The 8,486-nt window shown below is 70.6% G+C and carries 6 protein-coding genes; 5 read left to right on the top strand and 1 reads right to left on the bottom strand.

The annotated features are described in order from the left end of the window. From infB to truB, 3 genes are all read left to right on the top strand, one after another. On the top strand, positions 1-2,412 hold a 2,412-nt coding region (gene infB, locus ACRDPS_RS23570; protein ID WP_431504104.1), incomplete at its 5' end, for a translation initiation factor IF-2. 234 nt (positions 2,413-2,646) lie between these two features. After that, positions 2,647-3,102 carry a 30S ribosome-binding factor RbfA gene (rbfA, locus tag ACRDPS_RS23575; protein ID WP_431504105.1) on the top strand — a complete coding sequence of 152 codons (456 nt, stop codon included), beginning with the start codon at positions 2,647-2,649 and terminating at the stop codon, positions 3,100-3,102. Next, complete coding sequence (gene truB, locus ACRDPS_RS23580) at positions 3,099-3,983, top strand: tRNA pseudouridine(55) synthase TruB (RefSeq protein WP_431504106.1); 885 nt, start codon at positions 3,099-3,101, stop codon at positions 3,981-3,983. Before rbfA ends, truB begins: the two co-directional genes overlap by 4 nt. 127 nt (positions 3,984-4,110) lie before the next feature. On the opposite strand, the gene ACRDPS_RS23585 is transcribed toward truB, so the two are convergent. Beyond that, entirely contained in the window at positions 4,111-6,546 is a 2,436-nt protein-coding gene (locus tag ACRDPS_RS23585) for a penicillin acylase family protein (protein ID WP_431504107.1), read from the bottom strand. Between the two features lie 123 nt (positions 6,547-6,669). Here ACRDPS_RS23585 and ACRDPS_RS23590 point away from each other — a divergent pair, with 123 nt between their 5' ends. Continuing rightward, the gene (locus ACRDPS_RS23590) at positions 6,670-7,605 is read left to right on the top strand and encodes a bifunctional riboflavin kinase/FAD synthetase (RefSeq protein ID WP_431504108.1); all 936 of its coding nucleotides are present in this window, start codon (positions 6,670-6,672) and stop codon (positions 7,603-7,605) included. A 51-nt stretch (positions 7,606-7,656) separates the two neighbouring features. Then, a partial coding sequence (locus ACRDPS_RS23595) for a hypothetical protein (protein WP_431504109.1) occupies positions 7,657-8,486 on the top strand: 830 nt, incomplete at its 3' end.

An 8,486-nucleotide genomic window follows, 5' to 3' on the forward strand; every position in this document is an offset into this window, starting at 1 on the left:
TCGCCCACGCCCAAGGCGCCCGCGCCGCGACCGGTCGGTCGCCCCGGCGGCACGCCGCGCCCGGGCAACAACCCGTTCTCCTCCAACCAGGGCATGGGACGTTCGCGTCCCGGCGGCCAGGGTGGAGGCCAGGGCGGTCAGGGCGGTCAGGGCGGTCAGGGCGGTGCCCCTTCCGGCGGCGACCAGCGTCCGCCGCGTCCCGCGGCTGCCCGTGAGGGTGGCCAGGGCGGCGGCCAGGGCGGGGGCCGCTCCGGCTCCGGCATGCCGCGTCCCAACCCGGCGATGATGCCGAAGTCCCCGGCCGCGTTCGGTGCCCGTCCTGGTGGCGGTCCCGGCGGTGGCGGTCGCGGCGGTGCCCCGGGTCGTCCCGGTGGCGGTGGCCGTCCGGGTGCCGGTGGGCGTCCCGGCGGCGGTGCTCCGGGTCGTCCCGGTGGCGGCGGTTTCGGCGGTCGTCCCGGTGGCGGTCGTCCGGGCGGTCGCGGTACGACCCAGGGTGCCTTCGGTCGCCCGGGTGGTCCCTCGCGCCGTGGCCGGAAGTCGAAGCGGGCGCGTCGCCAGGAGTTCGAGGCCATGGAGGCCCCGACCATCGGCGGCATCCGCGTACGCAAGGGCAACGGGGAGACCGTGCGTCTCGCCCGTGGTGCCTCGCTGACCGACTTCGCCGAGAAGATCGGCGTCGACCCGGCCCAGCTGGTGCAGATGCTGTTCGGCCTCGGTGAGATGGTCACCGCGACCGAGTCGGTCAACGACGAGACGCTCGAGCTGCTCGGTGAGGAGCTCAACTACATCGTCACGGTCGTCTCCCCCGAGGACGAGGACCGCGAGCTGCTGGAGTCCTTCGACATCGAGCTCGGTGACGAGGGCGACGAGGCCGACTGGTCGGTCCGTCCGCCGGTCGTGACCGTCATGGGTCACGTCGACCACGGTAAGACCAAGCTGCTCGACGCGATCCGCGACGCCAACGTCATCGAGGGCGAGGCCGGCGGCATCACCCAGCACATCGGTGCCTACCAGGTCTCGACCGAGGTCGAGGGCAACGAGCGCAAGATCACCTTCATCGACACCCCGGGTCACGAGGCGTTCACCGCCATGCGTGCCCGTGGTTCGCAGTCCTCGGACCTCGCGGTGCTCGTTGTCGCGGCCGATGACGGCGTGATGCCGCAGACGGTCGAGGCGCTCAACCACGCCAAGGCCGCCGGTGTCCCGATCGTGGTCGCGATCAACAAGATCGACAAGCCGGAGGCGGATCCGACCAAGATCCGTGGCCAGCTGACCGAGTACGGCGTCATCCCCGAGGAGTACGGCGGCGACACCATGTTCGTCGAGATCTCGGCGAAGTCGCGGATCAACATCGAGGGCCTCCTGGAGGCCGTCGTCCTGACCGCGGACGCCTCGCTCGACCTGCAGGCCAACGCCAGCCAGGACGCTCAGGGCATCGTGATCGAGGCTCACCTCGACCGTGGCCGCGGCCCGGTCGCGACCATCCTGGTCCAGCGCGGCACGCTGCGCGTGGGCGAGTCGATCGTGGCGGGTCCGGCCCACGGCCGCGTCCGCGCGATGATCGACGAGTACGGCCACGAGATCACCGAGGCGACCCCGTCGCGTCCGGCGATGGTCCTGGGTCTCTCGGCTGTGCCGGGTGCGGGTCAGAGCTTCCTGGTCGTCGACGACGACCGGATGGCTCGCCAGATCGCCGAGAAGCGCGAGGCACGCGAGCGTGCCGCGCAGCAGGCCAAGCGCCGCGTACGTCGCACGCTGGAGGACTTCATGGCCTCCATGGAGAAGGGCGAGAGCCAGGAGCTCAACCTCATCCTCAAGGGCGACGTGTCCGGTTCGGTCGAGGCGCTCGAGGACGCACTCGCCAAGATCGACGTGGGTGGCGACGAGGTCTCTATCCGCGTCATCGACCGCGGTGTCGGTGCGATCACCGAGACCAACGTCGACCTGGCGGCTGCCTCCGACGCGATCATCATCGGCTTCAACGTCCGCCCGCAGGGCAAGGCGACGGAGCTGGCTGACCGCGAGGGTGTCGAGATCCGCTACTACTCGGTCATCTACCAGGCGATCGAGGAGATCGAGGCGGCCCTCAAGGGCATGCTCAAGCCGGAGTACGAGGAGAAGAGCCTCGGCAAGGCGGAGATCCGTGCGATCTTCCGCTCGTCGAAGACCGGCAACATCGCCGGTTGTATGGTCACCGAGGGCCTCATCCGCCGCAACGCCAAGGTGCGCGTCCTGCGCGACGGCGCCGTGGTGGCAGACAACCTCGACCTCGCCTCGCTGCGCCGCGAGAAGGACGACGCCGCCGAGGTCCGCGAGGGCTTCGAGTGCGGTCTGGTCCTGAAGAACTTCCAGGACATCAAGGAAGGCGACTTCATCGAAGCCTTCGAGATGGTGGAGATTCCCCGGGGCTGATCCCCAACCCTGGCCGAGTCGGCGCATCTGTCCCGCACAGATGCGTCGACTCGGCGCGTTTGTCCCAGTTGTACGCGTCGAGTCGGCGCGTTTGTCCCAGAACCGTGTGTGCGTCAGATGACGGTTGGGACAGATGCGCCGACTCGGCGTCGGATCGTGAGTCATTTGCGCCGACTCGGCGCTTAAAGTTGAGACATCAGCGCCGACTCGGCGTGGTTTGAGAGGGTGTGGAACATGAGTAGTCCGCGGGTGCGTCGGATTGCTGACCGGATCAAGGTCATCGTCGCTCAGATGCTGGAGCGGCGGATCAAGGATCCGCGGATCGGCTTCGTCACCGTCACCGATGTGCGGGTGACCGGAGACAGCCAGCAGGCGACGATCTTCTATACGGTGCTGGGCGCCGACTCTGAGGCGGAGCTGGCCGGCACGGCCGCGGCGCTGGAGTCGGCCAAGGGGCTGATCCGCTCCGAGGTCGCCAAGCAGCTCGGGACGCGTACGGCGCCGACGCTGGAGTTCATCCACGACGCGCTGCCCGAGACCGCCCGTCACCTCGACGACGTCCTCGCGCGCGCCAAGGCGCAGGACGACGCGGTCGCCGCGGCACGAGGCGAGACGTTCGCCGGCGAGGCCGACCCCTACAAGAAGCCGCGTGAGGACGAGGGCGACTGGGGCGAGGACGACGAGGAGTGAGTGCTCCTTCGCGGCCCGCCCCTGGGCTGGTGGTCGTCGACAAGCCTGCCGGGATCACCTCCCACGACGTCGTCGCGCGCGTGCGGCGCCTGGCCGGCACCCGCAAGGTCGGGCATGCCGGAACGCTTGACCCGATGGCCACCGGCGTACTCGTCCTCGGGGTCGAGCGCGCCACCCGACTTCTCGGCCACCTGATGCTGACCGAGAAGTCCTACTCGGCGACGGTCCGGCTCGGGGTCGCCACGACCACCGACGACGCCGAGGGCGAGGTGGTCTCGACGGGCTCGACCGCAGCGGTCGAGGAGGGCGACGTACGCAGCGCCTTCGCCGACCAGGTCGGCGAGATTCTGCAGGTGCCGACCGCGGTATCGGCCATCAAGGTCGACGGCAAGCGGGCCCACCAGCGCGTACGCGACGGAGAGCAGGTCGAGCTCAAGGCACGGCCGGTCACGGTGCACGAGCTCACCGTCGGTGAGGTCCGTGACATGGGCGACGTGATCGATGTCGACATCGCGGTCCGCTGCTCCTCGGGCACCTACATCCGCGCGATCGCCCGCGACGTCGGCGCGGCGCTCGGGGTCGGTGGGCACCTGACGATGCTGCGGCGTACCGCGGTGGGCCCCTACGACCTCGATGTCGCCAGGACCCTCGACCAGCTCACCGACGACTTCGCGGTCCTGCCGCTGGCCGAGGCAGCCCGTGCCGCCTTCACCGCCTACGACCTCTCCGAGGAGCAGGCGCAAGATGTCCGCTACGGACGCAGGCTCGAGATCGCCATCGCCGGGCTGACCGCCGTCTTCGCCCCCGACGGCGAGTTCCTGGCCCTCTACGAGCCGGTCGGACCCGAGACCGCCCGGGCGACAGCCGTCTTCGTAGGCTGAACCCCGACCCCGCCGAGGCGTCACCTTTGCAGGCCGAGGCGTCACTTCTGCGGGCCGAGTTGGCACCCGCGACTTCTCGGCCTGCGGAGGTGACTTCTCGGCCTGCAGAGGTGACCTCTCGGCGTGGTCAGGGCAGGTGGACGGTCTCGACGAGGTCGGCGTCGATCTGGGCGTCGGTCCAGGGGAAGTCGACCCACTTCTCCTCGGAGAAGAGGCGGGTCTGGTCGCTGGACCAGGGTGAGGACGGGTCCTCGTACTGGCCATAGGTCAAGATCGTGCGCGGCTCAGCGCCATCGGGGCCGAACGAGACGGCCTGGATGTGTGAGGAGCCGTAGGTGATCGGGCGGGCGTGGTCCAGGTTCTGCGCCGGGTTGCGGGAGGCGAGGGCGTTGGCGTTCCCGGCGAGATCGCCCTCGCCGCCGCCGAGGGGCAGCGGGGGAGCGCCGCGGTCGGCGGCGACCTGGTAGTCACCCCAGGGCGAGTCGATCGGCAGGCCGGTCGACTCGACAGCGGCGATGGCGTCCTTCATCGCCTTGACCGTGCTCGGCGTGGTGCGCAGTCCGCGCGGAGTGTTCAGCGGGTCATCGGCATCGAACGGCACCCGCCACAGCCGAGCCCCGGACGGGGCGCGCTGGACGAACTCGGTGAAGATCGCGGTGCCGCGTGAGGTCGCGTCGGAGCGGCCGTCCCACCCGGCCAGGACCGCGCAGGCCTCCTTCTCGCCGGTGAGCCGGCAGACCCGGTCGAGGGCGCCGTCGGCCATCATCACCTCGGCCGTACGCTGCCGGTTGTCGTACTCGTGGCCGGCCAACGACTCCGGCGTCTCGACGCCGTGCGCGGCGAGCTGGTCGGTGACGTAGCGGGCCACCATCTGCGTACGCATCGTCCGCTCGCACCGCTCGCAGCCGATGATCGCGGGGTAGCCCTCCAGCGGTGCGTCCGGGTTGGGCAGCCAGTGGGAGTCGTTGGCGTTCATCACCCAGTCGCGGCGTACGACGTCGGGGAGATGCTCGTCGCCGAAGATCCCGGGACGCTGGGCGGTGGCATCGGAGCCCCAGGCGCAGGACGACCCGGCGCGGTTGCCGTCGAGTCCGGGCAGGCCTGCGACGACGTTGAGCAGCCGCCCGACGACGGTCATGCAGCGCGAGGCGAGCTCGTCGGTGACGTGCGGGACGACCGAGTGGTCGGCGTAGAGGGCGTCGCCGTGGCGGTCGGCGGCGATCGTGTTGACCCAGGGCATCCCGCCGCCCGCGTCCTGGCGCTCGAGCAGATCCCCGACGGAGGACGCGGCGCCCATGCCCAGGAACGTGTCGATGGTGCGCAGGTGCTCGGCGTTGGCGTCGCGGATCGCCCAGAAGCTCGTCGGTCCCCAAGCCATCAGCTGTGACGGCGAGTCGATCACGTAGCCCTCGGGCGTGCGGTAGAGGTCCTCGGTGACGGTCCTCGTGCCGGTCGCGGTCTTGACGGTGACCTCCACCTGGCGGCGCTCGGCACGCTTCATCCCGTCCGGGGTCAGGTAGCGGGTGCCCGGCCCGACGGTGGTGTACTCGTAGGGCGTGAACCGGTAGGCCGTGGACACCGTGTGGCTCCAGGCGACATCGTCGTTCCACCCGATGTTGACCGCCGGGGAGCCGATCAGCGAGGCGCCGGCGACGTCGTACTCACCAGGGATCGTCAGGTGCTGCTGGGTGAACCGGTAGCGGCCCTGCCACGGGAAGTGCGGGTTGCCGAGCAGCATCCCGCCACCGGTCGAGCTTGCCTCGCCCCCGATCGCGGTCGCGTTCGACCCGAAGGCGCGCTCGGGGTCGCGGCCCAGCGAATGGCCCAGCGAATGGCCCAGCGAATGGCCCAGCGAGGCCCGCATCGCCTTCTTGTCCATCTTCGCGGCCGCCGCCGGGACCTCGGCGGCAGTGGTGGGCAGCGACGGCAGCCCCAGCGCGCCGGGAAGATCGGGTAGGCCGGGGTCGGTCAGCGTCGGGGGAGAGGCGGCGTTCATCTCGCCGACGAACTGCCCGGCCGAGGCGATCAGGTTGGCGAGATAGACGCCGTACCAGACATCGATCTCGGTGACGTCGGCCTTGAGGTAGGGCGCCTCCGCGCACACCGGATCGGTGACCTCATGGGTCCGCAGCCACTCGTTGACGCCGGCGGCATAGCCGCGCACCATCTCCTTCGCGCGCGCCGAGGGGCCGGCGGGGGAGTCGAGCAGCTTCTCGACCACCTGCCGGTTGTGGAGATCACCCACCAGGACGTCGGAGTCGAGGTTGGTCGTCGGCTTGGAGACCCCGTCGTCGTACGTCTTGTCCGCACCGAGCCAGCGTGACCGTTCGCCGCGGGCGCTGAGCAGGATGTCGCCCAGCGTGCAGGTCGCCTCCCCGGCGGTGGCCCAGCCGCTGCCGTAGCCCAGCGAGCCCCAGTCGGGCGCGGTGATGTGCGGGATCCCGTGCTCGGTGATCCGCACCGTCGCGTCGTACGCCGGTGGTCCGGGCTCCGCGGCGGCGACCGGGGCGGCGGGAGCCGCGCTGAGGACACCCCCGAGAAGAACCAGCGGGGCGAGGGACATGGTGGCTCTGCGTACGAGGCTCTCCATGCCTCTGTCAACGAGCGCGGGGTAGAACACGTTACTGCTTGGTTGCCAAGTGGCCCGGATCCCCGGAAGGGGAGGCCGGATGGATATTCTGGCGGGGTGTTCTGGAGAAGTCTGAGCGAGGTGCCGGCGGACCTCGGCCGCACCTGCGTCGTGGTCGGCAATTTCGACGGCGTCCATCTCGGCCACCAGCATGTGCTGCGCCGAGGTCGCGAGGTGGCGGACGCCAAGGAGCTCACCCTGGTGGCGGTCACCTTCGACCCGCATCCGATGGCCGTGCTGCGCCCCGAGCACGCCCCCGGCGTGCTCACCACGATGGAGGAGCGCGCCGAGCTGCTGCTCGCCGCCGGCGCCGACGCCGTGCTGGCGCTGCCCTTCGACATGGAGATGGCCAACTGGTCACCCGACGACTTCGCCCAGCGGGTGCTCGTCGACGCGCTGCACGCCGAGGCGTGCGTGGTCGGTGCCAACTTCCGCTACGGGCGCAAGGCCGCCGGAGACGTGGCCGACCTGGTCGCGTACGGCAAGATCCAAGACTTCTCCGCCGAGGGGATCCCGCTCGATGGTGGGCCCCAGGTGTGGTCCTCGACCTACATCCGTACGTGTCTGGCCGCCGGCGACGTGACTGGTGCCGCCGAGGCGCTGGGCCGTCCCTACTCGGTGCGCGGCGTCGTCGTGAAGGGCGACCAGCGCGGCCGTGAGCTCGGCTTCCCGACGGCCAACGTGCCCACCGACTCGCTGACCGCGGTGCCGCCCGACGGCATCTACGCGGGCTGGCTGACCCGGCGCGACACCGGCGAGCGGTTCCCCGCCGCCATCTCGGTCGGCACCAATCCCACCTTCGAGGGTGTGGTCGGTCGCCGGGTCGAGTCCTATGTGCTCGACCGTGACGACCTGGAGCTCTACGGCGTCGAGGTCGAGGTGGCGTTCGTCGAGCGGCTGCGGGGCATGGTCGCCTTCGAGGGGATCGACGCGCTCGTCGAGCAGATGCGCGCCGACGTGGTGCGAGCGCACCAGATCCTCGAGACCACGTAGAAACCCGGTCGCCCTATCCAGGTGGGCCCGGGTGCGGTTGAATTGCCCGTCATGGATCCCCACTCCACCCCCACATCCGTCTACGAGACCGAGGTCGAGGCCGAGCGCGCCCGCGGTGGCATCCCCGCCTTCCTCAACGCGGTCCTCGTCACCGGTGGGCTCTGGGCCCTGCAGATCATGTCGGGTACGGCGCCGCTGTCCACCTGGGCCGAGAAGAACGGCACCAACTCGGCCGACTGGCTCGCCACTCTGCTCGGTGGCCGGCTCACCTACTTCGGCAACGGCTCGCTCGGCGACCTCTTCTCCGGTGACGCCATGGTGCACACCGCGATCCTCACCGCGACCGTCTTCGTCCTCACCTGGCTGCTGACCTGGCTCGGCACCATCGGCATCTGGCCGCGGGTGTTCTGGCCGGTGCTCCTCGGCTGCTGGTTCGCCGCGATCCTCGCCACCGCCGGCGGCCAGGTCGCCGAGAGCCTCTACGCCTACTTCACCGGCGGACGCTCAGGCTGGCTGCTGGCCTCGCTCGACGACGTGCTCGAGTCGGGCGCTGCGTACGGACTGACCTATGGGTGGGCCACAGGCCTCCTGATCGCGCTGATCTGGCTCGCGGTGCCTGGCAAGGCCGACCGCGAGGAGGAGGAGTACACCCCGATGTCCTCGCTGATCCACGGTGGTCCCGCGGGCGGTCCTGGGGGCGGTCCTGGCTACGGCCAGCAGCTGCGCTCCAGCGTCTCCGTGCCGACCGCCCAGACGAGCATCGTCCCCGCCTCGCCGTCCGGGCGACCCGCCCAGCCCGTCCAGGTCCGCACCTTCACCGGCCCCGCCCGCGGCCCTGCCCTCGGCTCCGGTCCCGCAGGCGACACGGCCGCCTGGAAGGA

Source organism: Nocardioides sp. (genome assembly GCF_050699375.1).
Classification (GTDB): Bacteria; Actinomycetota; Actinomycetes; order Propionibacteriales; family Nocardioidaceae; genus Nocardioides.

What these genes read in the sequence shown, in the direction of transcription:
- rbfA (WP_431504105.1), top strand. Translation starts at nt 2,647, where the DNA reads ATGAGTAGTCCGCGGGTGCGTCGGATTGCTGACCGGATCAAGGTCATC.
- ACRDPS_RS23585 (WP_431504107.1), bottom strand. Translation starts at nt 6,546, where the DNA reads ATGTCCCTCGCCCCGCTGGTTCTTCTCGGGGGTGTCCTCAGCGCGGCT.